Below are 26,012 nucleotides of genomic sequence, written 5' to 3' on the forward strand. Positions count from 1 at the left end.
CCGCGGGTGGCGGCCACCCCGTACCAGGTGCGGGATCTGCTGGATGCCGTCTCCTACGTAGGCGGCTACCGGAAGGCTCGGGGCCGTCGCTGGAGCCCCTGGTCGTGCTCGGACCCGGTTGTCAGTGGTGCCGCGTAGCCTGACTGAGCAGCGGCTCGGCCGGTGGTTCGTAGCCGTGCCGCGTCCAGCCGGGAGGGTGTGGTGATGGCTGATCGCAAGACCGTGACGCGCCAGACGTTCATCGGAGAGAAGGGCATCGCCCTGATCGAGCGCCGGTGCCTGGAGATGGGCCACCTCTTTCATCCCCGGCGGGTCGATCACGGCATCGACGGGCACATCGACCTTGTGGAACCCGGCAGCGGGGCCGTTCTCAATCTGACCCTGCTGGTCCAGAGCAAGGCCCAGGACAGGCGTTTCTCCGGCGAGACGGACGACGCGTTCCACTACGTCTGCGACCAGCGCGATCTTGATCACTGGCTGGCCGGCAACTCGCCCGTCATCCTGGTCTTCTCCCACCCCGAGAGGGACGAGGCGTGGTGGACGGAGGTCAAGGCAGCGTTCCCGGACGCGGCCAGCCGTGCCAAGCGCGTCGTGCACATCGACAAGCACACCCAGCGCTTCGACCGGGACGCAGCCCAAGCACTGCTGCATCTCGCCGTGCCCCGGACGGCGGGCCTGTACCTGCGGCCCACGCCGATCACCGAAGTGCTCACCACGAACCTGCTGCCGGTCACCGAGATGCCGCCGACGGTGCATCTGGCCCCCGCGGCATTCACCGACTACCGCGCCGCCGGCGCCGCACTGGACGCACAGGGCCAGCGCGCGTCCGGCTGGATCCTGCGGGACGGACTGGTCCTGTCGTTCCACAGTCTGCGGGATGCGCCCCTGCGGGTGCTCTGCGCCGGAGACCCTGAGCGCCACGAGACCGTCGAGTGGGCAGGCAGCGACGACCTGGACACGCAGCACCGCTTTGCCGACCTGCTCTCCCGGACCGTCCAGGGCTCCTACCCGGACCTGCGGTGGCACAAGGACCGCAAACATATGCACTTCCGGGCGACCTCGCACCTGGGGCCACGTAAGGCCGGCAAGGGACCGGGATCACGGGGCCGGACGGTGTTCGGACCGCACGCCTCCAAGTCCGATCCGCAGCGCGTCGGCTTCTACCACCACGCCGCGCTGCGCACACGATTCCGGCGCCTGGGCGGAGTCTGGTACTGCCAGCTGGAGCCGGACTACTGCTTCACCACCGACGGTCACACTGAGCACCCTTACGCTAACCGGCTGCTCGCGGGGATCAAACGCCTGGACCGGCACCCAGCCGTCCGGGGCTGGACCCGCGCGTGGGCCAACTACCTCAACCACGCCGACCTGTTCACCGAACCACGGCCCGTACAGTTCGGCGGACTCGCCACCATGACCGTTGACCGGGGGATCGACGACCGGTGGTGGGGGCCAGCCCCGTCCGGCGCCGCCACCGAGGACGACCAGGTCTCGTCCGCCGACGGTCAGGAAAGTCTGGACGCCGTGCTGGCCGCCGCGGACACGGACACCCAAGATCTTCTCAGCCTGCTCCAGGATGGCGACAGCGAGGGTGATCCCGGCGCTCCGCGACGAAGAAGCCACGGAAACAAGGCCAGGTCCGCAGGGCGACGGTCGTCCCGTCGGGGAGGATCGAACAGCGCGGGGCGAGGCCAGTGATGTACTCCGTGATCCTTGACGAGCCCGAACTGGAGTTCGGCGGCGCGGCCCGGCACATCGACCCGAGGTTCGGCATCACGAACTACGGTCCAGCCGATCTCGGCGCGGCCGATGCTCCACGGGCGATTCGTGTGGGCCTGGTCGGGCCTGCGGACCAGCTCGAGGGGCTGCGCCGGTGGCTGGAGCGCTGCCGGGAGCCGATCGCGGCCAAGGACGAGCAGTATCCGCATCTCTTCCCGGAATTCCCGGGGTGCGACACCGACCGCGGCCTGCACACCACCCTGGTCTTCAGCGACCGGAACACGCGCCCGATCAGCAGCAGGGACCTGCGCGCCATCGGGACCGCCGGCCAGCCGGCAGCCCTGACCAGGGCCGTGAGCATCTACGCGGAAGAGATCAGGGCACTGGCCGACGAAAACCGGGTCGACGTTTTCCTGGTCGCCAGACCCGAGCAACTCGTCGAGACGACCCGCCGAGCACCAGGCCGTCCGGACGAAACCGGTGGTCTTTCGGAGGACGCCCCTGACGATCCGCCGCCAGGCCAGTTCGCCAACTTCCACGACCTGCTCAAAGCCCGGCTGCTGAACCTGCGCCAGCCCATCCAGATCATCCGGCGCAGCACCTGGGACGAAGCCACCCGCCCTCCCGAGGGCCACAGCAGGCAGGACGAGGCCAGCCGCGCCTGGAACCTCCACGTCGCCCTCTACTACAAGGCCGGCGGCGTCCCCTGGCGCCTCCTGCGCAGCCCCACCGATCTCACCACCTGCTACGTCGGCATCGCGTTCTACCGCAGTGACGACGGAAACGCCCTGAACACCTCCGTCGCCCAGGTCTTCAACGAACGCGGGGACGGGGTGATCGTGCGCGGAGGACCGGCACGGATCAGCCGCACCGACCGCCAGCCCCACCTGGCACGCGCCGACGCGCACGCCCTCCTGCTCCAGGCACTGGACGCCTACCGGCGCGAACACCACACAGCGCCCGCCCGCATCGTGCTGCACAAGACCTCAGCCTTCACCAGTGAGGAGACAGGCGGCTTCCAGGATGCCGCGGACGAACGGTTCATCGACGCGCTGGAGATGAGCTGGGTGACCAGCAGCGAAGGAGCCGCCACCTTCCGCCCCGGCGACGCGCCGCCCCTGCGCGGCACCCTCGCCGTCTTCGGCGAACGCGAACTCGCGCTGTACGCCACGGGGAGCATCGAGTTCTACCGGACCTACCCCGGCATGTACATCCCGCGCCCGATCGGCATCAGACCCGTCATTGCCGCGCGGGACCCGCGAGAACTGGCGGCCGAAGTCCTCGCCCTGACCAAGATGAACTGGAACCAGACCCGCCTGGACGGACGGCTCCCCGTCACCCTGCGCACCGCCAACCAGGTCAAGTCAGTCCTGCGCTTCTGCCCGCCCGACCAGGCTGTCGCCACCCGCTACGCCCACTACATGTAAGGCACACCGCAGGGCGGCTGCCGAGAAGGGCAGACATATCGGCCGCAAGCGGTAACCGGCTGACACATCAGATCTTGATGACCGCGGCACGCCCGCCGCACAGCATGGTGACGTCCTCCGGATCGGAGGTCAGGATCGTGACGGGGCCGGGGGCTGCGAGGGCGGTGGCGCTGAGCATGGCGTCGATGGCGTACTTGTGGCCGTGCACGCCGGCGTCGGCCAGGAGGGGCGCGGCGTGGCGGGCGACGGCGGCTCACGCGGCGTTCGTTCCGCCCGTCCCCTGGCATGGTGATCGAGTACTTGCCAGTAGGCTCAGGCAAGCCAGGTACCCTACCGTCAATCCTCCTCGGTGGGGAGTGCGGAAATTGCGCGCTCAGAGTCTGCCGCATTCGGCTTCCTGGTCTCGCAGGGTGCGGCCGGCTCCGGGAAGACTCGCTCGCCCTGCGCGGGTGGCATTCCGATGAACAGTCGGATGGCGGCATGCCGGCGGCGATGGCGGTGTGTGGGAGGCGCGGGGTTCCGGTGGCTGTCCCGCCGCCCTTCGCCCGCCGGGAAGGGGCCGGGGGAAAGGGCCGGTGTGGGCTCTCTCACCGCGGACGGAGGTCGCGGGCCAGGCGTCCGGCGGTCTGGGTGAGGGCTTCGGTGTAGGTGGGGAACTGGGCGATGGTGTCGGCCAGTGCGGAGACCGGGATCCGGTGGCGGATGGCCAGGGCGGCGGTGTGGATCCATTCCCCGGCCTGTGGTGCGACGGTCCAGGCGCCGATCAGGGTGTGCCGGTCGGCGTCGGCGAGGAGGGCGAGGGTGCCGCGGGGGTCGGTCTCGTAGGTCCAGGGGCGGGCGATGGCCCGGGGAAGGTCGAGCTCGGCGCGTGCGGTGGTGATGCCGCCCCGACGGGCCTGGGCTTCGGTCAGGCCCACGGCGGCGATCTCGGGATCGGCGAAGACCACCCGGGGCACGGCGGTGTAGTCGGCCGCCCGGGGTCTGCCGAGGATGGCGTCGGTGACGATGCGGGCCTGGTATTTGGCGACGTGGGTGAACATGGCGATCCCGGTCACGTCGCCGAGTGCCCACAGTCCGTCGGCCAGGCGGCCGTGCTCATCGATGGGCAGCTCGCCGTGCGGCCCGGGACGGATTCCCATGGTCTCCAGGCCGAGGCCGCCGGTGCGGGGCCTGCGTCCGGTGCCGAGGACGACGACATCGGTGGACACGGTGGTGCCGTCGCTGAGTTCGATCACCGTCTCGCCGCCGCGGCGGCGAGCGCTGCGAGCCTGGGTGCCCAGCCGCAGTTCGATGCCCTCGGCGGCCAGGTGGCCTGCGACGCTTTCGCCGAGGCGGGGATCCTCCCGGTCGAGCAGGCGTTCGGCGCGCTGGATGATGGTGACCCGGGTGCCCATGCGGGACAGGAACTGGCCGAGTTCCACGCCGACGGCGCTTCCGCCGATCAGCACGGCGCGCCGGGGGATCTCGGTCAGGGTGGTGGCCTCCCGGTTGGTCCACACCGGTACCCGGTCCAGGCCCTCGACGGGCGGCCGGACAGGTTCCGAGCCGGTGGCGAGGATGACATGGTCGGCCGTCAGTTCCCGCCCGTCGGCCAGGACACGTCCGGGTCCGGCCAGACGTGCGGTTCCCCTGACGACGGTGGCGCCCTGCTTGCGGTAGCCGTCCGCCTGTGCGGTGTCGTCCAGGCGGCGGATCATGTAGTCGCGGTAGTCGCGCAGCGCGGGCCAGTCCAGGGACGGGTCGCCGAGTCCGGCGGCCCGGCCGGCCGCGGCGCGGGCCTCGAGGGGCCGCAGCAGAGTCTTGGAGGGAATGCAGGCCCAGTAGGCGCACTCCCCTCCGATCAGTTCCTGTTCCACGATCGCGACGTGCCGCCCGGAGCCAAGGAGACGGGAGGCCGCGACCTCACCGCCGGGGCCCATGCCGACCACGATTGCGTCATAGTGCTCTGTCATCGCCGCTCCCTGGGTGTCCGGGCCGCCCCGCGGGCCGGGGCGGTCGCCGGCTGTGGCCGGCCCCGTCATGCACAGTGGCCGGCCCGGTCCCGGCAGGCCGCGCGGGTCCGCCGGGCCCCGCAGTTCATGGTGCCGGACCTGCCCTGCGCATGCTCGATTTTCCGGACCGCGTTTCCCGGCGGCCGGCACCGCCGCGCTTTCGGCGGAGGCTGCGGCTGCTGCCGCCGGGCCTCATTTCCCGGTCTTCTCGGCTTTGTTTTCCGGCAACGCGGAATGAACGGGCCCTGAGACGGCGATACGTCGGTGCCGATGGGTTACGGCCGTGGTCACAAAATCGAACAATGAGCGAGCGGGCGGATTATCTGACCGAGGAGGTCCTGGATATGCAAGAGGTGGGCATGTTGCTCCGGAAATTCGGTGCGGTGTGACGGCGCTGCTGGAGCGGCTTTTCGGGCCGGGCGGGCGAGGTGTGCCGCGGGTGGCCAGTGCGGGGGAGCGTCGCCCGCTCGATCCGGGGGGCCTGCTGCTCCGCGGCGTGGCGGGCGGGCTTGTGGCCGGTGTGGTGTTCCTGCTGGCGCACATGTGGTTCGCGTTGAGCCAGGGCATGTCGGCGCTGTCCCCGATGTACATCATGGCGACCGTCTTCCGCGCTTCGGAGGTGCCGGTGCACAGCCCCGAAGAGGCGGTAGTGGGTCTGGTGACGCACGGCGCACTGTCCCTGGGATTCGGCATGGGGTTCGGGTTGCTGCTGGTGCCGTGGCTGCGCTCGGTCAGAGGGCTGGTGGCGGGTGCGCTCGGCTTCGGCCTGGTGTTGTGGGTGGTGAATCTGCACGTACTGGGCAGGTTCATCTTTACCGCTTTCTCCCCGTCCGCGGTGGAGTTCCAGGTCTTCGGTGGGCTTGCCCACGTCTTCGTCTTCGGATTGCTGATGGTTCCCTTCTTCCTCGCGGTGCCCGGGCGTCGATGAGCCGGGGGCCGTTCTGCGCCGTCCAAGAAACGGAGCAGCCCTCGGCGCTGCGGCCAGACGGAGGGCGGGCCCGGGACCCTCCTCGCGGAACCCGCGGCGGGGCGTGTACGAGCGGTGCCGGCTCGGTGCCCGCTGCCAGGCGTCAGGCCCGGTCGGTGTGGTCTGCATCGGCACGCGAGCCCCTCGCCGCGTGCGGGCGTCCTCGCGTCGGAGCGGTCTGGTGCCATGGGGACCTGGGCCTGTTCGCCGCTGCTGCGGCCGCGGCTCGGTCGGTCAGGCTCCCGGTCCGGGCCGGATGGGGGAGCCGGGGCTGCGCAGGAAGAAGGGGACGAGGAAGAGACCGAAGACCAGCGGGTGGACGAGGAGCTCAAGGACCTGGTTCGGGCCGGCCGGGTCGGTGAAGAACGGATACGCCGTACGGCCCAGGATCTGGAAGTTCACCACGTACAGGGCAAGGCCGTACACCAGGGCCGCGCCGATCAGCAGCGGCCAGGTTCGCATCAGCATCGGCACCAGCAGCATCAGCACGGCGAAGCCCATGCCGAAGGCCATGGACAGCGCCGTGTGCATCACCAGCCCGACCAGCGCGTTGGCGGGGGAGGGGTCCGGGGCGTCGGAGCCGTGGAAGACGGTGGAGATGACCTGCAGCGGACCCACCGGCGGGTTGTCCTGGCTGAGGGCGTACCACATGTTCGCCAGCAGGAACGCGAACCCGGCGAACAGCCCCGCCGCCACGCCCCGGGTCAGCAGATCCGACAACGCATCCCGCCACCCCCGCACAGCCGCCGTGCCGGCTCTTCCCTGCGGCTGCGGCTGTGGCTGTGCCATGACAGATTCCCTTCGACGCGATGAGCAGGTGTTCCCCTCCACCCTCCTTCGGCCACCGGTGAGCGCCGCTGACGGGCGCCGGTGAGCGGCCATGAGCCCGGGCCGGGAACTCCGGATGAGAATTCCTCGCATCATCCGGCGGCTCTCCCGCGGCCCGTGGGAGAGGACCGGCGGAGCGGTCAGGTCAGTACGGCGTAGACCACGCCGACGACCAGCCCGTACACCACATGGCCCATGATGATCCCGGGTGGTGTTGCGCTGCCGTAGTTCCTCGCGAACATTCCTGGCGGATCGAGTTCGAGGGGCTGTGCCGGTTCCTGCGCGGCCGCCGTCTTCCGCATCCGCGGGTGCATCGCCGGCATCATCGCCATCGCCATTCCGGCGATCAGGCCGTGGACGACCCCGATGAGCCCACCCACCCACCAGGCGTTACCGGCCGACGTGTCGAACAGGGCGAACAAGGCGGCATACAGCATCCCGAACACGAGCGCACCCATGATCACCAGATGGGTGAACATGCCCATTGCTCTGGCTTTGGTTTCCTCGCCGGTGAACATCGCTCCCTGCATGAGCGCCATGTCCATCCGGGTCATTCCGGCACTCCGCATCATCACCATCATCACGGTCATGATCAAAGCGCCGCAGAATCCGGCGACCACGGCCGGCCAGAACTCGAACCCCATCGTGTCTCCCTTTCCGTGACGGTGATACTCACCGAGGTTCGCCGTGTACGGTGGGCAGCGGCCTTCCGCGGTGTTCACGCCTGTTTCCGGGCTGCTGCTCGATTTCGCCGTGCAGGTCCACGGCGTTTCGGGAAGCTGACTTTCCGGTGGTTGCCGCCCCTTCCGTTTTCTGGGTTGCCCGGCAAGCAGCGGCGGCGGCCGCGGACGTGTTGCGGGCCAGGCCTGTCATGGCCGGTGTCGGCGGGCGGCGGAGAGGGCAGCGCGGGCCTCGGCGGCGGCGGGCGGGACGGCCGCGAGGTGGCAGGCGGCGGCCAGGGTGCACCAGGAGCAGATCCTGCGGTGCTTGGTGAGCTGCTCGGCGGTCAGCCAGAGTGCCATGGCGGCGTCCGCGGCGACCTTGCCGGTGGCCGCGAACACGAGCCAGGGCCGTTCCCGGTGCCTGCGTCTGCTTCCGGCCCCGGTCAGGGCGAGGGTGGCGCCCACGCTGGCCAGGCCGAGGGCCGCGTCGGGAGTGTGCAGCAGGGCGTAGGCCTCGCCGCTGGCGTCCACCCGGTCCGCGTCCACGCCCGGCAGCGGCGGTTCGGGCAGGTGCTTGACCAGGCCGAACTGGTAGAGGGCGACCACGGCGTAGGCGGTCGCCGCCCCCAGGCCCAGGGCCGCGACGCGCCGCCGCTGCTGTAGGAGGTCGCCGCTGCCCAGCCGCAGGTCGTCGCTGACCTGTTCCGCCGCGGCGGGGGAGCGGCGGCCGATACCCTGGTGCCCGGGGCGGATCTCGCGGGAGGACGGCCCGCGGCGTTCCCGGCCGCCGGTGTCCGGGCGGTGGCGCCTCATGCGTGCTCCTCGGTGCGGCGGCGTCTGGCGGCGCCCATCAGCCGGGCCATGGCGTACATGGGCGGGGCGCCCCGCCGCACATCACGCCGCGCGGTCGGGCCGGACAGCGTGAGCATCCGGTCCATCTCCGCCACGCCGCGCAGCATCGGCACCATCCGGCCCTGGCGCTGCCCCACCGGGGATTTCCCGGCCAGCACCGCGTCGAGCGCCTTGCGCAGCACGGGTGCGCGGTCGTCGGACCACAGGGTGCGGAAGGCGACGGTGCCGGTGGTGTCCATCAGGTAGGCCGGGTTCGGTTTGGGGTCGAGCCGCTGGTGCAGGGTGCCGTCGATGTCGTCCACGGCGACCGGCCACGGCAGTCCGTCACGGTTGCGCAGGTCACGGGCATGGGCGAGCTTGCGCTCCATGGTGTCGGGCTGCGGGTAGTGGTCGCCTGGGTGCGCCTCGCGGACGTAGAGCGTCACGAAAGCCACCCGGTCCCCGTAATCGGCGTGGAGCCGTTTCAGGGCAGGGTCGGCGGCCGCCGTCATCGGGCAGGTCACCGATCCCACGGTCAGCAGCAGCGGCCTCCTGCCCAGGAAGTCCTCCTTGCGGACGCGCCCGCCGTCCGTGGTGGGCAGGTCGAAGTCCGGCATCGCCTCACCGGGACGCGGGCCGGTGGTGAAGCGCAGGTCCTCGAGGACCAGGCGGGTGTGGAAGTGGGGGTATCGGTAGGTCATAGCCCTCGGGGTTCCCTGCCGGCCCGGAATGAACCCGCTGGTGAGGGCGGTCAGGGCAGGAGGGGCGTGGGGGCGGCTTCCCGTTTCCCATGGGGCGTGGTGTCTGCGGCCCGGCGTTTCCGCCTGCGCTGTCCGGCGGTGGCCGGGCAGGCGGTCAGGCGCCGGCCATTTGGCGGCAGGCCCGCGCTGCGCGGCGGCAGGCTTTGGCGCACTGGCGCATCATCTGGTCGTCATGGCGTTCGCATTCGGCGGCACAGGCGTCGCACAGTTCGGCGCAGGCCCGGCACAGCTCCTCGTAGTTGGTGGCGCGGGCCAGGGAGGGCAGGCAGGCCAGGCAGGCGTCGGCGCAGGTCAGGCAGTTCCGGATGCAGGCGAGCAGTTGCGGGTCGGAGGCCTCGGTACAGTGATCGGCGCAGGCGTGGCAGGCGACCGCGCAGTCGTTGCAGGCGTCGATGCACTCACGGGTCTCCTGGGGGGCCAGGGCTGTGGCCATGGCGGCTCTCCTTTTTCGGGGGTGGGGGCCTTTTCGGGGCGGCGCAGCCGGGGTTTGTCCGGGATTTCACACGGTTGGCTCTTCGGTGCGGGTGGCGCCCGGCCGCCCGTCCGCCGTGCCGCACCGGCAGGAGTCTCCTGGCGCCGCAGAGACGGCCGAGGCGGCAGCGGCAGCCGGCCGGACCGGACAAGAATTGCGTAAGCCCTTCAGTCCCGGCGTGGGTCGCGGTCCGGGGCAGCCGCTGGTAGCCGTAGAGGGAGTACGGACACGGCAGGAGAGGACCGCATGGGTCAGGAAGGCGCAGCGCACGGCAGGTTCTCGACGACCATCTGCACCTGTCGCAGGCGGGCTCGGTCGAAGAAGACCTGCGGCGCAACTATGCCGAGGACGTTGTGGTCCTGTGCACGCTCGGGGTGTCGCGGGGGCATGCCGGGGCGAAAGAACTGGCGCAACGATTGCAGCAGGAACTGCCTGATGCACGGTTTGCGTACCGCACGGTACTACTGGTGGACGGCGAGCCGGCCTTCCTGGAATGGACCGCCGAATCCGCGGCGGGGCGGGTGCGTGACGGAGCCGACTCCTTCCTGATCCGAGACGGACGCATCACCGGCCAGACAATCCACTGCACCATCGAGCGGTGGCAGCATCCGCCGCACAGGAAGCCCAAGGGTCTGCGGCGCCGGTGGTTCCAGCCCTTCCGGCTCGGCTTCCGGTGAGCCGGGCGAAGGCGCGCGCGGACTGTGCATGCGGCAGGGCGCGCGCCGAAGGGACTGCTCAGCGAACCATTCGCTGCTTGACACCTCAGCGCATGGGATGTCTGTCAGCCCTGGCTGTCGGGGATGGGGTGCAGCAGGTCAGGGCGGTGGCATTGGCCGCGGCCGGGGAGCGGGCCAGAAGGATGAGGCCGGCCGCGCGCGGGTCGCCGATGGAGACGGAGCAGCGCAGCTTCCTGCCATCGCGCCGGGTGGTGATGCAGCCGCAGGGCGGCCGACTTCCGCGGAGGCTGTTATGCGGGGTGTCCGGTTGCCGACCGGGGGCGCGGGGACGCGGGTGGTGCGGCCGACCCCGGCGATGGTCTGGCGGAGGAGGCCGGGCCGGTGGTGGCCAGGGGGACGCCGATGCCGTTGAAGGTGAAGGCCAGGGCGACGTTCTGCTTGACCCGCCGGTAGGACCTTCGGCTGATGCTCCACGCGGTCACCTGGAGCACATCGACCGCACCCTGGCCGAACTGCGTCAGCTGCGCCGCGCCCTGCTCGCCGCCCGCCGCACCGCCGACGACATCCGCAAGGCCGGCGGCGACGCCGTCGTATGCCGGATCATCGAAACCGGCCCCGATATTCGCCGGTGAAACGCCGTCCGACCGGGCAGGTCGGCATGACGTGACGGCTCCGCAACGCCTCAATGGTGCAGGGTCGCGGCGTGTTGGCGGAAAACCCCGGGCCAACGCCTCATCCGGCGGCGGGCCTGTCGCGGGCGGCGAGCAGGACATTGACCAGTTCCCGCAGGTCGTCGGCGGTCCAGGTGGGCTCGGTCATCACCTGCGGATAGGCGGGGCGCCGCGGCGGATCCAGGCGGCGGCCAGGCCGGCGCGGCGGGCGCCGTCGATGTCCCAGGGGTGGGCGGCGACCAGGGCGGCCTGCTCCGGTGCCACGCCGGCGTGCCGCACCGCGTAGTGGTAGGCGGCCGGTGCGGGCTTCCAGCAGCGGGGGCCGCCGACGTCCAGCAGTGCCTCGAAGCAGTCGGCGAGGCCGGCCCGGCCGAGCAGCCGGGCGGTGAGGGCGGCGCTGCCGTTGGTCATGGTGAGCAGCCGGAAGCCGGTGTCCCGCAGGGCCCGCACCCCGTCGGAGACGTCCGGGTGCACGGTCAGCTCCTGGAAGCCCTCCACCACGTGCCGGGCCGCTTCGCGGGCATCTGCGGACCAGCCGGGCTGGGCGAGCAGCAGCCTGTGGAGCCCGCTGCGGGCCAGGTCGGCGAAGTCCGCGTAGGCACCGGCGACGGTCAGGGCGAAGCCGTCGCGCAGCACCCCGGCGAACCAGGCGGGCAGCAGATCACCCGGGGCGCCGGTCTCCTCCAGGCGGGTGCGCAGGGGGGAGAGGTCGCTGAGGGTCTCGTTCACGTCGAAGACCAGGACCGGGCGGGCGTGGTGCGGCATGGCCACCTCCGGTGGGCGCGGGGCTGGGGCGTTTGCGGCGGTACCGCCGCCGCACCGCTCACGCTAGGACCGCAGCCCGCCGGGCGGGCCGGCGCCGCGCGGCACCTGTGCGGTGGCGGGCCGGAACCCCGCCACCGCACAGGTGCCTCACCTGCTGCGGTCCGGCACGGGGACGCCGCGCCGTCGGCGGCGCCGTATGCGCGCGGCGACCGCCGGCGCGGCTGCAAGGACGGCGGCGGCCAGGGCGAGCGGCCAGAAGCCGAGGTCGTCCAGCAGCCGGGTCAGATCGCCCTGGAGACCGGTGGCCCAGGTGATGACCGGATCCTGCACGGCGGCGCTCCCGCCGTGCAGCAGGCGGATCTCGTACCAGCCGTAGTAGGCCACATAGGCCCCGGCGAGCAGCAGCAGCACGCCGGAGACACGGGTGACATACGGCAGGGCCCGGCGCAGCCCGGCGGCCACCGCCCGCCGGGAGAGCGCGGCGGCCAGGGTGAGCACCCCGACCACCGCGCCCATACCGGCCGCGTAGCCGAGGAAGACCGCCACTACTCCCGGCAGGCTCCCGCCGCGGAAAGCAGTGGCGGTGATGGCAAGGAACGGGCCGACGGTGCAGGAGAGCGAGGCGATGGCGTAGGAGACGCCGAACAGCGCCATACCCCGGGCGGAGTCGGCGGGGTTGCGGCCCGCCGGCCCGGCCTTGGGCAGCGGCAGCTTCAGCTCCCGCCCGGACAGCAGCCAGCCGCCGGTGGCCACCAGCACCGCCCCGATCACCACCGTCACCCACGGCAGCCACCGCTCCACCGACAGCGCCAGCGGAGAGACCACCAGCCCGAAGGTGCCGAAGACCACGGCGAAGCCGGCCGTCATGGCACCGGTGGCCACGGCCGCCCGGCGCAGCGCGGCACCGCGCCCGGCCCTGTCCGCTCCGCCGCCGACGAACAGCCCGAGGTAGGCCGGGAGGAGAGCGAAGCCGCAGGGGTTGACAGCCGCCAGCATCCCGGCGGTGACGGCAAGGGCGAGCGGTACGCCGGTCATCGCCGGCCTCAGCCCTCGGCCAGGGCGGCCAGCCGGGCGTCCAGCTCGGCCTCGTCCAACGCCCCGGGCACGGTCTCGATGCTGCCGTCGGCGTCGAGGAACGCGAACGCGGGCTGGGAGACCACGCCGAAGCCGCTCCACACCAGGCCGTCGGTGTCCCGGGCGTGCTCGAAACCGTCCAGATGATGGTCGGTGACGAACTTCAGGTCGTCCTCGGGGCTGCCCTTGCCGGGGATGCCGACGAAGGTGATCTGCTCACCCCACTCCTCCTGCGCGGCCCGGACCCCGGCGGCCTCGCCCGCGCAGACCGCGCACCAGGGCGCCCAGAACCACAGCACCGCCGGGGAGCCGGCCAGCGAGGCGCCCTCGAAATCCTCACCCGTGACCGTGGTGGTGGAGAAGTCCAGCTCCGCAGGCACCTGGGGCTGCTCGTCCGGCTGAGTGCCGCCGGTGGCCGACGACGGCGCGCCGGCGCCGCTCCCGGGCTCGGCCGGGTCGTCGCTGCCGCAGGCGGCGAGCACGAGCAGCGCGGCGGCGGAGGCCGCCAGGACGGCGACGGGCTTTCCGGTACGCATCAGTGGGTGTCCCTCCGGTCGGTGATCATGCATCTGACGGCCCGGAAACCCGCGGGCGGCTCTGCGGCTTCCACCTTTTCACCGCCGCGGCGGCTGATAGCCGTCGGCCGTTCCACACCAGTGAGGCGATGACCAGTGCCAGGGACAGCGGGTGGAAGACGGGCCGCAGCGGCACGACGAAGGGCAGGACCGCGGCGGCGCTGGAGGTGCCCACGGCGAGGAGGAGAGCGGGCACGCAGCAGGCGAAGCCGAGCAGGAAGGCCGGCAGCACGCCCAGCAGCCCCGCCCCGGCGCCGGTGCGGCCACGCGGCAGGCGGCAGGCGGCGGCGTCCCGGGCGGCCAGCGCCACCGCCAGGCCCGCCCCGCCCGTCGCCGCGAGTACCGCGCCCAGCAGCAGGTTGACCGGGCCGAGGAAGAGCGTGACCCAGGGGGTGCGCACGGCGAGCGCCGGTTCGGACAGACAGGGGGCACGGGTGTCGCGCAGCCGGCCGAAGGCCCCCTTGTGGCGCCCTGGATCCGCGCAACCGGTCACCCGTGACGGTCCGGGGCAGTACAGGAACAGGGCGGCACCGGCCCCGGCGGCGGCCGTGCCTGCTCCGGTAGGTGCGGGGCCACTGCGCAACCGGTCACGGCCGGGTGCCTACTGTGGTTCAGCCCTGGCTGTCGGGGATGCGGCTGCAGCAGGTCAGGGCGGTGGCGTTGTCCGCGGCGAGGGAGCGGGCCAGCACGATCAGGTCGGCGACGCGCGGGTCGCCCACGGAATAGCGCAGCTTCTTGCCGTCACGGCGGGCGGTGACGTAGCCGCAGGCGACCAGGCAGGACAGGTGCACCGAGATGCGCGGCTGGGAGATGCCGGCGTAGGCGGCGCAGTCGGCGGAGGTGCGCTCGCCGCGAAGGACGTACTCCAGCAGCTTCAGACGGGTGGGGTCGGCCAGGGCTCGGAAGAACTTCGCCACCGTGTCCAGGTGGGTACACGGCGCCTCCGGCGCGCTTCCCCGGTCGGGAAGGGCCGGGTCGGTGGTGCGGTTGGTCATCGGAGCCTCCACAAGTGGAACTATTCGCCTAGCCGCATAGTATGGCTTCAAGTGCTCTTCGGGAAAGCGCATAGAACGGTGCCGGTCTCACGGGGCCCGCGAGCGAGGAGGTGCTGCGGTGAGCGCAGTGGACAACGGGTTCGATCTGGCGGTCGTCGGTTCCGGGGGCGGGGCATTCGCCGCTGCGATCGCCGCCCGTCGCAAGGGCCGGTCGGTGGTGATGGTTGAGCGGGCCGCTACCGGCGGGACGTGCGTGAACACCGGCTGTGTGCCGTCCAAGGCGCTGCTGGCCGCGGCCGAGGCCCGCCGCAGCGCGCTCGAAGGGCGGCGTTTCCCCGGCATCCGGACCGGGACCGGGCCGGTGGACTTCGAGGCGCTGATCGACGGCAAGGACGCGCTGGTCCAGCAGATGCGGGCGGAGAAGTACACGGACCTGGCCGCCGAGTACGGCTGGGACATCCTAGAGGGCACCGCCCGCTTCACCGGTGACCGGGACAATCCCGCCCTGGACGTGGCGCCAGCCGACGGCGGCGGCAGCCGCCGCATCGAGGCCGCGCACTACCTGATCGCGACCGGCTCGGCTCCGTGGGCGCCGCCCGTCGACGGGCTTCAGGAGGCCGGCTACCTGACCTCCACCACCGCGATGGACCTGGACGCCCGGCCGGAGAGCCTGCTGGTCCTCGGTGCCGGGTATGTCGGGCTGGAGCAGGCGCAGCTTTTCGCCCGCCTGGGCAGCAAGGTCACCGTGATCGCGCGCAGTCGCCTGACCTCCGGCGAGGAACCCGAGATCTCCGCCGCCCTTCAGGACGTCTTCGCGGATGAGGGCATCACCGTCCACACCCACACCCGCCTGACCGCGGTGCGCCGGGACGCGCGCGGGATCGTGGCCACCGCCCGCACCGGCGACGACCGCGAGTTTCCGCTGCGCGCCGACGAGCTGCTGGTGGCCACCGGCCGCCGTCCGGTCACCGACGGCCTGAGCCTGGACGCGGTCGGAGCCGGAACAGGCGAGCGGGGCGAAGTCGTCGTCGACGAGCATCTGCGCACGGCGAACCCGCGGATCTGGGCGGCCGGGGACGTCACCGGGCACCCCCAGTTCGTCTACGTCGCCTCCGCCCACGGCGCGCTGGTCGCCGACAACGCCTTCGACGGCGCCGGGCGCACGGTGGACTACCACCACCTGCCCAGGGTCACCTTCACCAGCCCGGCCATCGCCTCCGCCGGCCTGACCGACGCGCAGGCCGTCGCCCGCGGCCACACCTGCGACTGCCGCGTCCTGCCCCTGGAGCACGTGCCCCGAGCCCTGGTCAACCGCGACACCCGCGGCGTGATCAAACTCGTCGCCGACGCCGCCACCGGCCGCCTGCTCGGCGCGCACGCCTTGGCCGACGGCGCCGGAGACGTCATCGCCACCGCCGTCTACGCGCTGGCGAACGAGATGACCGTGCAGCAGATGGCCGACCTGTGGTGCCCCTACCTGACCATGGCCGAAGGGCTGAAGCTCGCCGCCCAGACCTACACCCGCGACATCACCAAGCTGTCCTGCTGCGCCAGTTGAAGCCGCCCGGGAAGGAATCGGTTCATGAGTGCGAGCCGGACCCGGCCGATCACGGTCGGCGACCGTCCCGCCGGACGGGACGGGGGTACCGGCCGGCCGGACAGGATCTGTGCCGGGCCGGTGCCCCGCTGTGCCCCGAGGGTCTGACCCCACCCCGGGGTCAGACCCTGCGATCCGTCACATCGGACCCTGCCGTACAAGGAAGGACCCCAACCGTGGACACCGCACCGAGAACTTGCCGCCCGCTCCATGACGCGCTCACCAGCGCTCCCGGCCTGGACCTGACCCTTCTGCGTCATCTACTGACGCTGCTGGCGGCCGGTGAGCCCGTCACCCCCCAGCCGGCTCGCCGCCGAGGCCGGCCGTACCCACCGGGGAGATCCGCCAGGCGCTGACGGTGATGCCCGACACCGAGTACGACGCCGACGGACGCATCACCGGCTACGGCCTGACCCTCAACCCCACCGCGCACCGCTACGAAACCGACGGCCGCACGCTGTACACCTGGTGCGCGCTCGACACCCTGATCTTCCCCGCCGTCCTGGGCCACACCGCCCGGGTGACCTCCCCCTGCCGGGCCACCGGCGAGCCGGTACGGCTGACCGTGGCCCCGCAGGGGCCCACCGGTGTGGACCCGCCCACCGCGGCCGTCTCGCTTCCCGCCGGCCAGGCCCCGGTCTCCCTGCGCACCGGCTTCTGCAACGAGATCCACTTCTTCACCGGCGCCGAGACCGCCGGGGACTGGCTGGCCGGCCACCCGGGCTCCCGGGTCCTGTCCGCCGCCGAGGCCCCACGACCTGGCACGGCCGCTCGTCCGGCAGATCCTCACCGGCGGCACCGCCCCGTCCGGCTGCTGCTGAGCGCGGAACCGCTCAGCATGCGCGGTGCCGGGCCAGGTCGCGCCGCCGGACCGCGGTGAAGGCCAGGACGAGTGAGGCGGCCATGGCCAGGCCGAAGACTAGCTAGGCGCCGCCGGGCCCGGGTGCGGCACGCCGGGTAAACCCGCGCACCGGCCCCGGCTCGCCCTCACTGTCGCCGTGCTGACACCTCCCGGTGTCAGGCCGCCCCGGACGGGTGAATCAGGTCCCTCGGCAGAGGGCCGTCCGCCCGCCCCGGGTTTCCCCGCGGCCCGGACACCGCAGAACAACACACGGCAAGGCCGGAGGTTCCGGGCGGTGCGGCGACGGGGAAGGAGGTCCGATCACAGATGAGCCGGTACAGGACACCGTCCCGGCGGCGGGTGCTGCGCGGTCTGGGCGGGATCGGTGCCGGGGCGGCGCTGGCCGGTACGGGCGCCTGGTGGTATGCGGCCCGTGGCGGGCCGGCGGCCGAGGCGCGTGTCCCGACGGGGGCGGGGGCGCCGCTGCAGGATCTGCCGGAGATCCGCTCCAGCGGCGGGGTGCTGGAGCACACGCTGACGGTGGCCGCGGCACGGCCGGTGGTGGGCGGGCGGCGGCTGCACCTGGACACCTACAACGGGCAGATCCCGGGTGAGCTGCTGCGGTTCGCGCCCGGGGACCGGGTGCGGATCCTGCTGCGCAACCGGATGGTGCCCACCGGCGTGCCGCCGGACGCCCTGCCGCCGCTGTGCGCCGAGACCTGGCAGGACGGCTCCGCGCACTCCGGTCACGGCGCGGCGGACGAGGCGCTGAACTGTGTGCCGGAGGCCGCCCACGCCCTGGCCGCCGGGGAGGGCATCGTCCAGCAGGCGGTGGCCACCAACCTGCACACCCATGGCCTTCAGGTCTCGCCCGAGGGCCACGCCGACAATGTCTTCGTCCGCATCGACCCCGGCGAGGAGTGGCAGTACGGGTACGACATCCCGGCCGATCAGCCCGGCGGGCTGCACTGGTACCACCCGCACCACCACGGCTCCACCACCCACCAGGCCTGGTCCGGGCTGGCCGGGCCGATGGTGGTGGAGGGCGAGATCGACCAGGTCCCGGAGATCGCCGCCATGCGCGAGCGGGTGGTGGTGATCTCCATGCTCCGCATCGACGCCCGCGGCGAGAACCCCGTCGCCGTGGTGCTGCCCACCGGCGGCGACAACCCCTTCACCACCGTGCCGGCCGTGCCCACCACCATGCTGCCGCTGCTCAACGGACAGCTGAGGCCGGTCGCCGCCATCCGCCCCGGCGAGGTGCAGCGCTGGCGGGTGCTGAACGCCGCCCCGCACCGCTCGATGTGGCTGCACATCCAGGGCCACCTGCTGTACCAGATCGGCCAGGACGGCATCCCCTTCGCCGAGCCCCGCCCCGTGCCGGGCATCATGCTGGCCTCGGCCAACCGCGCCGAGTTCATCGTCCGCGGCGGCGAGCCGGGCCGGTACCGCATCTACGCCCGCGGCTACGACCAGGGCCACCCCGGCGGGGAGCGGCCGGATCTTGAACTGGGCACCCTGCACGTGACCGGCGCGCGCTCGGCCGGCCGCATCCCGACCCGCCTGGTGGAGCCGCCGCGCATGCCGGATCTGCCCGTGGCCCGCCGCCGTACCCTGGTCTTCTCCGGCGACATCTCCGGCCGCGAGGGCCTGGGCGTGCGGTTCCCCATCGACGGCAGGCTCTTCGATCCCGACCGCATCGACCAGGAAGTGCAGGCCGGGACGGTGGAGGAGTGGCGGATCGTCAACGAGGACGTCTTCCAGCATCCGGTGCACCTGCACGTCAATCCCTTCCAGGTGATCGACGTCAAGGGCATCCCGCCCGGCGACACCTCCTGGCAGACCGACCCGGCGATCTGGTGGGACACCTTCCGGCTGCCGCCGAACGGGGAATTCACCCTGCGCACCTTCTTCCGGCCCGACATCACCGGCAAAACGGTCTTCCACTGCCACATCCTGCCCCACGAGGACAACGGCATGATGGGCACCCTCCTGATCGCCCCGCCCGGGGGCCCGGCATGAGCATGAGGCGCCCGCTCGCCCTGGCCCTGACCGCCACCGCCCTGCTGGCCGCCTGCCCCGCAGCGGCCGGCGGCCCGGCCGGGCCCGTGGCCCCGGGCGCCGCCGCGCCGCCCATCACGCCCTTTGGTGAGCCGTATCTGTTCACCCAGCAGCACCGCGACGCCCTGTGGTGGTGGAACGGCACCTGGCTGCCGCAGAGCGTGCCCTCCGGCGCCCGCCTCCAGATCCAGCTCCCCGCCACCCCGGCCCGCTGGCACCCCCACACCGGCCCGGACTGCCGCCCCACCGCCCCCGCCGACCGGCTCCGTCCGCTGCACGCCCACGCCGTCCTCACCGGCCGCGGCGAGCTGCCCAACGAAGGCCGCATCGACGGCTATGCCACCTTGCAGACCTTCGACTACACCGTCACCGGCCTCGGGTCGGTGGCGATCTGCCTGCGCGCCGACCCCGAGCCCGAGCACCCCGAGGACATCGGGCTGGACACCGGCAGCCCGCTCACCTACGTCCTCACCCTCCTCGTCGGCATCCCCCAGAGCGCCCTGTCCGCGCCACCGTGAACCGGAGCGCCCCGGACGTACGGCAAGCGCAGGGAACGCAGGGGCGGCGTGAGCGGGTTTCCGGAGCGAGGACCGGGTGCACTCGTGCAGCCGGGACCGTAACCGACAGCGGCTGCCGGGCCGGCGGCCGCACAGTCACCGGCGGTGAGCCATGACCGTGACCTCGACCAGCACCGCCACGGCCTCGATCGGGGACTACGGGCTGCTGTCGGACCGGCACAGCGCCGCCCTGGTGGGGCGGGACGGCGGCGTGGACTGGCTGTGCTTTCCTCGCTTCGACAGCCCGTCGGTGTTCGGCGCGCTGCTCGACCCGGGCGCCGGCCGCTGGAGCCTGCGCCCCGCCGGACCGGCGCAGAGCACCCGTGAGTACCTGCCCGGCACCATGGTGCTGCGCACGGCGTTCACCACCCCGGCCGGCACCCTTGAGGTGACGGATGCGCTGGCTCTAGGTCCTGGCGAGGGTCCGCACCGGCTGGGCGCCGGTGCCCCGCATCTGCTGATCCGCTCCGCCGCGTGCAGCGCCGGTGAGGTGGAGCTGGCCGTGGAGTACTGCCCGCGTCCCGAGTACGGCCTGGTCGTGCCCGTGCTGCGGCCCGAGGACGGCGGCTTGCGGGCCCGTGGCGGCCCGGCCGCGCTCGCCCTGTCCTGCCCCGTTCCGCTGACCGTCACCGACAATGGCACCGCGCACGGCACCATCACCCTGCGGGCCGGGCAGAGCCTCCACTTCGCCCTGCAGTGGGCGCCACTGGCCGCCCCGCGACCCAGGCTGCTCGGCCAGGAGAAGATCGCCCACCGCCTGGCGGAGACCATCACCGGCTGGCGTGCCTGGTCCGACGGTCACCGGGGTTACGACGGGCCCTGGGCGGAGCTGGTGCGGCACAGCGGGCGGGTGCTCCAGGCGCTGTCCTACCAGCCCAGCGGCGCGCTGCTGGCCGCCGCCACCACCTCGCTGCCCGAGGAGGTCGGCGGGGAGCGCAACTGGGACTACCGCTACACCTGGGTGCGGGACGCCGCGCTGGCCATGGACGCGCTGTGGGTGGCGGCCTGCCCGGACGAGGCGGAGGAGTTCTTCACCTTCATGGCCGATGCCGCGGCCACCGCCTCGCCGGGGGCGCAGCTGCAGATCATGTACGGCATCGGCGGCGAACACGACCTGACCGAGCGGGAACTGCCGCACCTGCGCGGCTGGCGCGGCTCCCGCCCGGTGCGTGTGGGCAACGGCGCCTGGCGCCAGCACCAGCTCGACGTCTACGGTGAACTGCTGGCCACCGCCGCCCGTTTCGCCGACCGGCTGCCCGCCGCCGACCCCGCCCTGCGCGCCTTCCTGATCCGCCTGGCCGACACCGCTGCCGCCTCCTGGCACCAGCCCGACCACGGCATCTGGGAAATCTGCGGAGAGTCCCGGCACTACCTGCACTCCAAACTCATGTGCTGGGTGGCGCTGGACCGGGCACTGCACCTGGCCGGCCGCCTCGGCGCCGATGACCACCACAGGCGGATCTGGAGGCAGGCCCGCGACCGGATCCGCACCGCGATCGAGACCAAGGGCTTCCATGAACAGACCGGCGCCTTCACCCAGTCCTTCGGCAGCGCCCGCCTGGACGCCTCCGCCCTGGTACTGCCGATCTCCGGATTCCTGCCCGCCTCCGACCCGCGCGTCCTGGCCACCCTGGAGCAGATTGCCGCGCGGCTGACCGACCGCCATGGCCTGGTCCGCCGCTACCTCACCGGCCCCGGAGCGGACGGGCTGCCCGGCGAGGAGGGCAGCTTCCTGCTGTGCACCTTCTGGCTCGCCCAGGCCCAGGCCCTGGCCGGCCGCACCGCCGCCGCCCGCACCACCTTTGAGGCCGCCGCGGCCTGCGCCAACGATTTGGGCCTGCTCTCCGAACAGGCCCACCCCGCCACCGGGGAGGCGCTGGGCAACTTCCCCCAGGCGTTCAGCCACATCGGCCTGGTCAACGCCGCCTGGGCCATCCACCAGGCCGAACAGACCGCGTCAGAAGCTGCACCGGCCTGAGCCGGGAGGGAAGCCGTACACGACCGCGGCGCGTTCCCCTGGCGGCAGAACCGGACCCGACCGGACCGTAAGGAGCAGCCGACATGATGCGCGCCGTGTGGCAGCGAACCGTGATCGCCGAGGCACCCCAGACCGTGATGGTGGAGGGCAATCACTACTTTCCGCCGGACTCGCTGCGCCGCGAGTTCTTCGAGGACAGCCCCACCACCTCGCTGTGCTTCTGGAAGGGCAAGGCCCGCTACCTCACCCTCCGCGTCGGGGACCAGGTGAATCCGGACGCCGCCTGGTACTACCCCCACCCCAGCCCGCTGGCCCGCCGTATCAAGGACCACGTCGCCTTCTGGCACGGCGTCACCGTCCAGGAAGCCCCGGAAGAGGCCGGCAACCGATCCGCCCTCTGAGCGCCGGCAAAGGCGCCCCGGGCGGACAGCGGGGACAGCGATGAGGCGGACGGGACGGGGAATGGAACAGACGCCGCGGCGGGTTCCCGGTGCGTGGAAGAACCGGTTTCCCCCGCGGCGTCCGCGCGTGAGCAGGCGTTCGCCCGGTACGTGCTGCCCGAGGTGGAGGTGCTGCTGCGGGTGGCGATGACGCTGACCGCGCAGCCGGCGGACGCCGAGGATCTGGTGCAGGACACCCTCATCCGCGCCTACCGGGCGGTGGACCGCTTCGACGGCCGGCACCCGCGGGCCTGGCTGCTGACGATTCTGCGGCGCACCGAGATCAGCCGGAACCGGAGCCGGCGTCCCTACCTGCTGGACGACCCGGATGAGGAACTGGAACGGCTGGCAGGGCCGCCGCCGGGAGCGGCCGGCGCCACCCCGGAGGACGTGGTGGTGGGGGAGACCTTCGACGCGGTGGTGGACGCCGCGCTGGCCGCACTGCCGGTCAAGCACCGGCAGGTGGTGGCGTTGGTGGACGTGGAGGGCCTGTCCTACGCCGAGGCAGCGCAGGTGCTGGACGTCCCGGAGGGCACGGTGATGAGCAGACTGCACCGGGCGCGCAAGCGGATCAGGATGAGGCTTCAGGCGGCGGGGCTGACAGGCACGAGGCGGGGTGCGATGTGACAAGCCGATGGACAACCTGGTGGCGCGGCCGCTTCCCGGCCCGGCGCCGCCGCGTGATGCAGTGCGCCCAGGTGGCGCAGGTCCTCCAGGCATACCTGGACGGGGAGATCGACGAGGCCACCGCCCGGCGGGTGGCCGATCATGTCGAAGACTGCCGCCGCTGCGGCCTGGAAGCCACCGTCTACCGGGAGATCAAGGCCTCCCTGGCCCGCCGCCAGGCCCCGCCGCCGGACGCGGTGGCCCGGCTGGAGGCATTCGGGGAATCGTTGCTGCGCGACGGTGGCGGCCGGAGCGGGCCGCGGGAGAACGCGTGACCGCTGACGCCGGCCGCGCGGGCCTGTCGGCCGCGGCGGTGGCCCTGCTGCCGGGCAGCCGGGCAGCGACCGACGCGCTGCTGGCGGGCCTGCGCGCCGACGGATGGGGCAGCCCCTCAGCGTGGCTGCGCTTCGTCGGCCGGGCGAGCCGCCGCTCCGTGGTGCAGGCGGCCCTCCGGCCCGGCGCGCTGCTGGAGGTGACCGTGCTGCACGGCGCCGCCCTGGCCGCCACCCGAGGCAGGGGTCGGTACTGGGTGGCGGGCAGCTGGCTGCTCGCCGCCACGCATCTGGGGCTTCTTCAGGAGCGCAGCCATCTCTCCCTGGCGGATGTCCTCACCCTGGCCCGGGCGAACCTTCCGGCGCTGCCCGCCGGACGTTCCCGCTGGGCCGGGGCGCTGGCGATCGGCCTGGACCTGGCCGACGGCCGTCTGGCCCGCCACCGCCGCACGGTCACGCCCTTCGGCGCCTATGCCGACCATCTGGCGGATGCCGCGTTCTGGACCCACCTGGCGCTGCGACGCGAGCCCGACCGCCGCCTGCGCACCGCCGCGCTGGTGGCCTGGGCCGCTCCGGTGGCCGCGGTGACCGCGGTGAGTGTGGCCCGGGGGCGGATGGCGCAGGCCCCGCGGCCGGTGCTGCTGCGCCCGGCGGCGGCCATGCAGGCGGTGCTGGCCGCCCGGCAGCTCGCGGGGGTCAGCCGGCCTGGTCGCGCAGGCGGTCGGGGTCGAGGATGGTGATCCGGCCGCGGGCGAGTTTCAGCAGGCCGCGGTCGGCGTAGTCGTGCAGGACCTTGGTGGTGGTCTCCCGGGAGGTCCCGGCGAGGGCGGCGAGCTGTTCGTGGGTGAGGGCCACCTGCGGGTGGCGGGCTCCGGGCCGCAGGGCGGCGGCGGTGCGGGTCCCGGACCGTTCGGCGGTGAGGGTGGTCAGGGTGGTGGCGATGCGCTGGGGCACGGTCTTGAAGACGGAGTCGGACAGGCGCTGCTCCAGGTCGGCCAGGCGGCGGCCGAGGATGGCGGTGATGCGGGCGGCGGCCAGCAGGAACCGCTGCACGTCGGCCCGGGACATCACGCACACCGTGACCTCCTCCAGGGCTTCGGCGAAGTTGTCGTACATCCGCTGCCCGAGCAGGATCATCTCGCCGAAGATGGTGCCGGGGGTGATGATGGCGCAGGTCAGGGCTCGGCCGTCGGCGGAGACGCGGAAGATGCGGATCCGTCCGCGTTTGAGGATGAACAGTGTCTCGACCGGCTGGTGCGGGGTGTGCAGCAGTTCGCCGGCGGCGTAGGTCTTCATGGGCGCCGCTTCCGAGATGGCGGCCATCTCCGTCTCGTCGAGGTCGCGGAAGATGTCCACCTCGGACATGCACCAGGTGCGGTCCGGGTCCTCTCCCTGCCCGGCGGGGTCCAGGGCTGCGTTCACCTGGTTGATCTCCTCGCGTCGTCCGGGGGCCCAGGGCGGCGGCGCCGCCCCCCAGGCCGGTGCGGCCAGCGTCGCCGCGTGTCCGGGAAGACAGTAGTGCAGCTCCTGCCTGCTACTGCCGGTTGCCGGGTCCGGCCCCGCACGCCGCGGGGCCGGACCGGTTCCTGTGCCGTCGCCGCTCATCACGAGCCGCCCGTACGGCCGCCGGCCATGGCCTTGGCGATGAAGGCGTAGGCCAGGCCCAGCAGGGCGCCGAAGACCAGGTGGGCGCCGAGGCTGGAGCGGGTCACGTCGTTCAGCTCGAAGACCGGCATGCCCATATTCGCCGGCATGATCCACAGCGCGCCCAGCACCCACCAGGCCACGCCGTAGACCAGGCCCAGCAGCACCCCGGGCACCGGGCCGCGCACCAGGTGGCCGAGCAGCACGCCGAAGCCCGCCCCGGCGCTGACGGCGATGGCCAGGTGGATCAGCCAGCCGGCGAGTGCGCTGGTGGAGCCGAGCAGCCCGGCGACCATGGTGATCATGGCGGTGTCCATCATCGGCTTCGAGACGGACATCCAGATGCCCATGCCGATCCCGCCGACGAGGCCGCCGGCCGCGCCCCACAGGGCGTGCACGGGAAGGACGGCGGTGCGCGGGGAGACGTGCACGGTGGTCGGGGATGTGGTGGCAGTCATGGTGAGGTTCCTTCCTCGGTCCGGGAGTTTCCGCTCCGTTCCTTTCCGACGCTAGAAGGGGGGCAGGGCAGTGAATGTGACGGCGCTCACGCTTCTGCCGCCGGTTTCTCGGCGATGAGGAGGGCGTAGCCGAGGTGGCCGCCGGCCACCGCGCGGCGGGCGGCGGCCAGGGCGGGGCGGGCGGCCTGCGGGCCGCCGTCCAGCCCGGCGGCGGCCAGCTTGCCGGGGGCGGTCATGGCCAGCAGTTTCAGCCGGGCCTCGATCTGATCGATCATGCGCAGCAGGGCCTGGTCGTGGCGTTCGGTGCGCAGCACGCGCAGCCCGGCGGCGGCCAGCAGCCGGGCGTACTCGTCCAGGGGGCGGGCGTCGGCGACACAGGCGATACGGGCGGCGAGGCCGGTGAGATCCGGGGGCAGGCGGCCGGCGTCGGCGGTGACATCGCTGATGCCGGCCCGGCCGCCGGGCCGCAGCACCCGGGCGAACTCGGCCGCCGCCCGCGCCTTGTCCGGGAAGGTGCACAGCGCGCACTCGCAGATCACAGCGTCGAACGCGCCGTCCGGGCAGGGCAGATGCTCGGCGTCGCCGGTGGCGAAGGTGACCCGGTCGGCGAGCCCGGCCGCCTGGGCCGCGCCGGTGGCCAGCGCGGTGTGGGCGGGGGAGTAGTCCACCCCGTGGGCGGTGATCCCGCGGTGGGCGTCGGCGAGCAGCAGCGCGGTGGTGCCGCGCCCGCTCGCCACGTCCAGCAGGCGGCGGCCGGGCGCCAGGCCGAGGGCGTCGGCCAGGCGGCGGGTGAGCGCCGTGCCGCCGGGGTGGTAGGACTCCCCCAGCAGCAGGACCACGACATCGCGGGCGTAGGCGTCGGCGCAGCAGGACTTGAGCTGCTCGGCCGCGTGGGCGTCAGGCTGGGCGTCAGGCGTGGTCATGGCCGTCACCGGGGGTGTCGCGCAGGGTTTTGGAGCCGTGGGGGGTGTCGGTGAGGCGGTCGGCCAGCGGCAGGGCGTTGGGCGCGACGTCGGCGACCGGCACGCCGGACTGCTGCGCCCGGACCTGTTCGCGGTAGCCGGCGGAGTTGTAGGCGCAGAA

General features: G+C 72.7%; 27 protein-coding genes and 1 pseudogene. 13 read left to right on the plus strand and 15 right to left on the minus strand.

Features of this window, described 5'->3' with window-relative positions; translation table 11 throughout:
- The first annotated feature begins 204 nt into the window (after nucleotides 1-204).
- Both GQS09_RS07615 and GQS09_RS07620 read left to right on the plus strand, forming a co-directional pair.
- Nucleotides 205-1,698 carry a DUF4365 domain-containing protein gene (locus GQS09_RS07615; RefSeq protein ID WP_165985226.1) on the plus strand — a complete coding sequence of 498 codons (1,494 nt, stop codon included), beginning with the start codon at nucleotides 205-207 and terminating at the stop codon, nucleotides 1,696-1,698.
- 8 nt (nucleotides 1,699-1,706) lie between these two features.
- Nucleotides 1,707-3,146 (plus strand): hypothetical protein, encoded by a 1,440-nt coding sequence (locus GQS09_RS07620; protein WP_207957560.1) that lies wholly within the window; start codon nucleotides 1,707-1,709, stop codon nucleotides 3,144-3,146.
- A gap of 67 nt (nucleotides 3,147-3,213) precedes the next feature.
- Here the strand turns inward: GQS09_RS07620 and GQS09_RS07625 are convergent.
- Together GQS09_RS07625 and GQS09_RS07630 are read right to left on the minus strand one after the other, a co-directional pair.
- Nucleotides 3,214-3,393 (minus strand): annotated as a pseudogene (locus GQS09_RS07625) (DNA-binding protein); the annotation flags it as partial.
- Between the two features lie 340 nt (nucleotides 3,394-3,733).
- On the minus strand, nucleotides 3,734-5,098 hold the full coding sequence (locus tag GQS09_RS07630) for an NAD(P)/FAD-dependent oxidoreductase (protein WP_165985228.1): 1,365 nt from the start codon (nucleotides 5,096-5,098) through the stop codon (nucleotides 3,734-3,736).
- 424 nt (nucleotides 5,099-5,522) lie between these two features.
- Here GQS09_RS07630 and GQS09_RS07635 point away from each other — a divergent pair, with 424 nt between their 5' ends.
- A complete protein-coding gene (locus GQS09_RS07635) occupies nucleotides 5,523-6,065 on the plus strand; it encodes a hypothetical protein (RefSeq protein ID WP_165985229.1) in 543 nt (180 codons plus the stop codon).
- 273 nt (nucleotides 6,066-6,338) lie between these two features.
- Here GQS09_RS07635 and GQS09_RS07640 read toward each other — a convergent pair whose 3' ends face one another.
- From GQS09_RS07640 to GQS09_RS07660, 5 genes are all read right to left on the minus strand, one after another.
- Entirely contained in the window at nucleotides 6,339-6,824 is a 486-nt protein-coding gene (locus GQS09_RS07640) for a hypothetical protein (RefSeq protein WP_165985230.1), read from the minus strand.
- A gap of 248 nt (nucleotides 6,825-7,072) precedes the next feature.
- Complete coding sequence (locus GQS09_RS07645) at nucleotides 7,073-7,576, minus strand: hypothetical protein (RefSeq protein WP_165985231.1); 504 nt, start codon at nucleotides 7,574-7,576, stop codon at nucleotides 7,073-7,075.
- Between the two features lie 225 nt (nucleotides 7,577-7,801).
- Nucleotides 7,802-8,407 carry a vitamin K epoxide reductase family protein gene (locus tag GQS09_RS07650; RefSeq protein WP_165985232.1) on the minus strand — a complete coding sequence of 202 codons (606 nt, stop codon included), beginning with the start codon at nucleotides 8,405-8,407 and terminating at the stop codon, nucleotides 7,802-7,804.
- The gene (locus GQS09_RS07655) at nucleotides 8,404-9,126 is read right to left on the minus strand and encodes a deiodinase-like protein (protein WP_165985233.1); all 723 of its coding nucleotides are present in this window, start codon (nucleotides 9,124-9,126) and stop codon (nucleotides 8,404-8,406) included. Before GQS09_RS07655 ends, GQS09_RS07650 begins: the two co-directional genes overlap by 4 nt.
- A gap of 154 nt (nucleotides 9,127-9,280) precedes the next feature.
- Nucleotides 9,281-9,619, minus strand: a complete 339-nt coding sequence (locus tag GQS09_RS07660) for a four-helix bundle copper-binding protein (protein ID WP_165985234.1) — start codon at nucleotides 9,617-9,619, stop codon at nucleotides 9,281-9,283.
- 335 nt (nucleotides 9,620-9,954) lie between these two features.
- On the opposite strand from GQS09_RS07660, the gene GQS09_RS07665 reads away from it, so the two are divergent.
- A complete protein-coding gene (locus GQS09_RS07665; protein ID WP_279577711.1) occupies nucleotides 9,955-10,335 on the plus strand; it encodes a nuclear transport factor 2 family protein in 381 nt (126 codons plus the stop codon).
- Nucleotides 10,336-11,153: 818 nt separating this feature from the next.
- On the opposite strand, the gene GQS09_RS07670 is transcribed toward GQS09_RS07665, so the two are convergent.
- From GQS09_RS07670 to GQS09_RS07690, 5 genes are all read right to left on the minus strand, one after another.
- The gene (locus GQS09_RS07670) at nucleotides 11,154-11,771 is read right to left on the minus strand and encodes a haloacid dehalogenase type II (protein ID WP_243761200.1); all 618 of its coding nucleotides are present in this window, start codon (nucleotides 11,769-11,771) and stop codon (nucleotides 11,154-11,156) included.
- Nucleotides 11,772-11,918: 147 nt separating this feature from the next.
- Entirely contained in the window at nucleotides 11,919-12,806 is an 888-nt protein-coding gene (locus tag GQS09_RS07675; protein ID WP_165985235.1) for a cytochrome c biogenesis CcdA family protein, read from the minus strand.
- Between the two features lie 8 nt (nucleotides 12,807-12,814).
- Entirely contained in the window at nucleotides 12,815-13,381 is a 567-nt protein-coding gene (locus tag GQS09_RS07680; protein WP_165985236.1) for a redoxin domain-containing protein, read from the minus strand.
- A 25-nt stretch (nucleotides 13,382-13,406) separates the two neighbouring features.
- Complete coding sequence (locus GQS09_RS07685; RefSeq protein WP_165985237.1) at nucleotides 13,407-13,913, minus strand: hypothetical protein; 507 nt, start codon at nucleotides 13,911-13,913, stop codon at nucleotides 13,407-13,409.
- Between the two features lie 118 nt (nucleotides 13,914-14,031).
- Nucleotides 14,032-14,415, minus strand: coding sequence for a helix-turn-helix transcriptional regulator (locus tag GQS09_RS07690; protein WP_165985238.1), 384 nt, complete (start codon nucleotides 14,413-14,415; stop codon nucleotides 14,032-14,034).
- Between the two features lie 127 nt (nucleotides 14,416-14,542).
- Here GQS09_RS07690 and merA point away from each other — a divergent pair, with 127 nt between their 5' ends.
- From merA to GQS09_RS07735, 9 genes are all read left to right on the plus strand, one after another.
- Nucleotides 14,543-15,973: a mercury(II) reductase gene (gene merA, locus GQS09_RS07695; RefSeq protein ID WP_313896041.1), complete on the plus strand. Its 1,431-nt coding sequence runs from the start codon at nucleotides 14,543-14,545 to the stop codon at nucleotides 15,971-15,973.
- A 400-nt stretch (nucleotides 15,974-16,373) separates the two neighbouring features.
- Complete coding sequence (gene merB, locus GQS09_RS07700) at nucleotides 16,374-16,892, plus strand: organomercurial lyase (RefSeq protein ID WP_207957562.1); 519 nt, start codon at nucleotides 16,374-16,376, stop codon at nucleotides 16,890-16,892.
- A 288-nt stretch (nucleotides 16,893-17,180) separates the two neighbouring features.
- Nucleotides 17,181-18,875, plus strand: a complete 1,695-nt coding sequence (locus GQS09_RS07705) for a multicopper oxidase family protein (RefSeq protein ID WP_165985240.1) — start codon at nucleotides 17,181-17,183, stop codon at nucleotides 18,873-18,875.
- Entirely contained in the window at nucleotides 18,872-19,432 is a 561-nt protein-coding gene (locus GQS09_RS07710; RefSeq protein ID WP_165985241.1) for a hypothetical protein, read from the plus strand. Before GQS09_RS07705 ends, GQS09_RS07710 begins: the two co-directional genes overlap by 4 nt.
- A 157-nt stretch (nucleotides 19,433-19,589) precedes the next feature.
- Nucleotides 19,590-21,449, plus strand: coding sequence for a glycoside hydrolase family 15 protein (locus tag GQS09_RS07715; RefSeq protein WP_313896037.1), 1,860 nt, complete (start codon nucleotides 19,590-19,592; stop codon nucleotides 21,447-21,449).
- An 83-nt stretch (nucleotides 21,450-21,532) separates the two neighbouring features.
- A complete protein-coding gene (locus GQS09_RS07720; RefSeq protein ID WP_165985243.1) occupies nucleotides 21,533-21,850 on the plus strand; it encodes a DUF427 domain-containing protein in 318 nt (105 codons plus the stop codon).
- A gap of 93 nt (nucleotides 21,851-21,943) precedes the next feature.
- A complete protein-coding gene (locus GQS09_RS07725) occupies nucleotides 21,944-22,516 on the plus strand; it encodes a sigma-70 family RNA polymerase sigma factor (RefSeq protein WP_165985244.1) in 573 nt (190 codons plus the stop codon).
- Nucleotides 22,513-22,830, plus strand: a complete 318-nt coding sequence (locus GQS09_RS07730) for a zf-HC2 domain-containing protein (protein WP_313896038.1) — start codon at nucleotides 22,513-22,515, stop codon at nucleotides 22,828-22,830. Before GQS09_RS07725 ends, GQS09_RS07730 begins: the two co-directional genes overlap by 4 nt.
- Nucleotides 22,827-23,567: a CDP-alcohol phosphatidyltransferase family protein gene (locus GQS09_RS07735; RefSeq protein WP_313896039.1), complete on the plus strand. Its 741-nt coding sequence runs from the start codon at nucleotides 22,827-22,829 to the stop codon at nucleotides 23,565-23,567. The genes GQS09_RS07730 and GQS09_RS07735 overlap by 4 nt, the downstream gene beginning before the upstream one ends.
- Here the strand turns inward: GQS09_RS07735 and GQS09_RS07740 are convergent.
- The 3 genes from GQS09_RS07740 to GQS09_RS07750 form a co-directional block, all read right to left on the minus strand.
- Complete coding sequence (locus GQS09_RS07740; RefSeq protein WP_313896040.1) at nucleotides 23,524-24,249, minus strand: Crp/Fnr family transcriptional regulator; 726 nt, start codon at nucleotides 24,247-24,249, stop codon at nucleotides 23,524-23,526. The genes GQS09_RS07735 and GQS09_RS07740 overlap by 44 nt on opposite strands.
- A gap of 182 nt (nucleotides 24,250-24,431) precedes the next feature.
- Nucleotides 24,432-24,929 (minus strand): hypothetical protein, encoded by a 498-nt coding sequence (locus GQS09_RS07745; RefSeq protein WP_165985246.1) that lies wholly within the window; start codon nucleotides 24,927-24,929, stop codon nucleotides 24,432-24,434.
- Between the two features lie 86 nt (nucleotides 24,930-25,015).
- Nucleotides 25,016-25,852 carry a class I SAM-dependent methyltransferase gene (locus GQS09_RS07750; RefSeq protein WP_165985247.1) on the minus strand — a complete coding sequence of 279 codons (837 nt, stop codon included), beginning with the start codon at nucleotides 25,850-25,852 and terminating at the stop codon, nucleotides 25,016-25,018.
- Nucleotides 25,853-26,012: the final 160 nt, after the last annotated feature.

This window comes from Streptomyces sp. YIM 98790, from assembly GCF_011421595.1.
In the GTDB taxonomy this organism is placed as follows: domain Bacteria; phylum Actinomycetota; class Actinomycetes; order Streptomycetales; family Streptomycetaceae; genus Streptomyces.